This is a genomic window from Paenibacillus prosopidis, from assembly GCF_003337375.1.
GTDB classification, from domain to species: domain Bacteria; phylum Bacillota; class Bacilli; order Paenibacillales; family Paenibacillaceae; genus Pristimantibacillus; species Pristimantibacillus prosopidis.
The window spans coordinates 1-1,504 of record NZ_QPJD01000075.1 but is presented as its reverse complement, the minus strand read 5'-3'; the positions used below and the strand labels follow the sequence as shown (position 1 = coordinate 1,504).

Here is a 1,504-nt window from a genome sequence, read left to right as displayed (position 1 = left end):
TGTTATTATACCCGCATAATAAAGTAAGAAAGAGCACTGCATCTGCTGGCGTAGAAAACTTTGAAAGATAGACGCACTCCCTGTATTCCACATTTGATAACCAAGCAGGTTGTTCGAAGTATGGATCCTGGATTACTGCCCGAACTGTTGTCATTGTTATATCCCCCCTTACATACTTCATTTCGTACTAAAGTGAACTCTCGTACCCGTTAGTTCAACGATCCTCTGCTCTGGTTAACAGTACAATCTCTTTTGCAGTGAGAACGAAAGACTTTTCCTTTTCAATGTTCTTTCTGATGTTCACAGGTTTCACAAGAATTACATTAACGATCGAACTTGGTGAAAAGTCGCTCATCTTTAAAGAATTGCCACTTTCATTTCGAAAAGTCGTCTGATCTGTAAATTGAACAGGGCACCCGTACCCGATGTCAATGATGGCGCCTCTTTTTCCTTTGTTTGCCTCGTCTGAGCAATCGACGATAAAACGGTTGGTCTCTACTTTCTCGATCTGTCCCTCAAATGACTCAATCGAATTTCCGCAACCAACTAAAAATGAGCCTAGAAAAACGATAATAATCACTAACCGAAGCATATAATCAGCCCCCTTTATTTTATCTAATTAAATAGACGAGAACAGCGTATTATTGTTGCGCAATACTGCCCGTTACTTCAATGAGCATCAAAAAGGAGCTGGCCTCGCGGCAGCTCCTCCACTATCGTATCCGTTAGCTTAAAAATAACTTGAGAATACATGAACGAAATTAATAATGATAAATTGGAAAACCACGAACAAAATGAATGTGAGGATAATAAAGTATTTTCTTTTACCTTTATTCCATAGTATTTTACCTAGCAACAACCCAATTAAAATGCCTATTAACCCGTCCGTTAAAGCTATTGGAAAAAGAAATAAAACATCAATAACAGACGGTCCTATAATGGAATCAATTATTTCATCGAAGACTAATGCTGGTATAAAGTGAAAAACATCTACAGCTAAGTCTTCAGCATCTTTATTTGATAAAAGTATTATTGATAAATTTAATACCAAAGATGAAACAAAGAAAATGATAAACCCTCTAAAAGCATATTTTTTCATTATTTATCGGCCACCTATTTTCATCGTTAATCGGACTACAATAAAATCATAAAATGATTTGTTTAATTTAGACAGTACTAAGTTTATCTAGTACCTGTATTTAAATAACTTACTATCCTACCAGTTACTTCAATAAACCAAAAGAGAAGTTACCACGAAGCAGCTCCTCCATTATCGTTATCCGTTAGCGTAATCGAGTTTACATATATTACAGACATCAGACACACCAATTATAAAGGGTCAGTCGCCCAAAGGATTCCAATTTGTATATTGTCAAATGCGACTATACCTGTATCAAACGTATTCAATCGGGAATTAGTTATTGTTGTCCAAGAGTAGAGCCTAAAGTAGCCGGAATTTGAATCAAATTTCCCATTTGTATAAAAAACGGCGTCAGGCTGGAAT

The 1,504-nt window shown here is 36.2% G+C and carries 2 protein-coding genes; both read right to left on the bottom strand.

Going from position 1 to position 1,504, the window contains the following annotated elements; all coding sequences use genetic code 11:
* Positions 1–214 precede the first annotated feature (214 nt).
* On the bottom strand, positions 215–592 hold the full coding sequence (locus DFP97_RS30330) for a hypothetical protein (protein ID WP_114384371.1): 378 nt from the start codon (positions 590–592) through the stop codon (positions 215–217).
* 138 nt (positions 593–730) lie between these two features.
* Positions 731–1,099, bottom strand: a complete 369-nt coding sequence (locus DFP97_RS30325; RefSeq protein WP_114384370.1) for a hypothetical protein — start codon at positions 1,097–1,099, stop codon at positions 731–733.
* Positions 1,100–1,504: the final 405 nt, after the last annotated feature.

Coding starts and splice junctions, on each gene's coding strand:
- DFP97_RS30330 (WP_114384371.1), bottom strand. CDS start 592: ATGCTTCGGTTAGTGATTATTATCGTTTTTCTAGGCTCATTTTTAGTT.
- DFP97_RS30325 (WP_114384370.1), bottom strand. CDS start 1,099: ATGAAAAAATATGCTTTTAGAGGGTTTATCATTTTCTTTGTTTCATCT.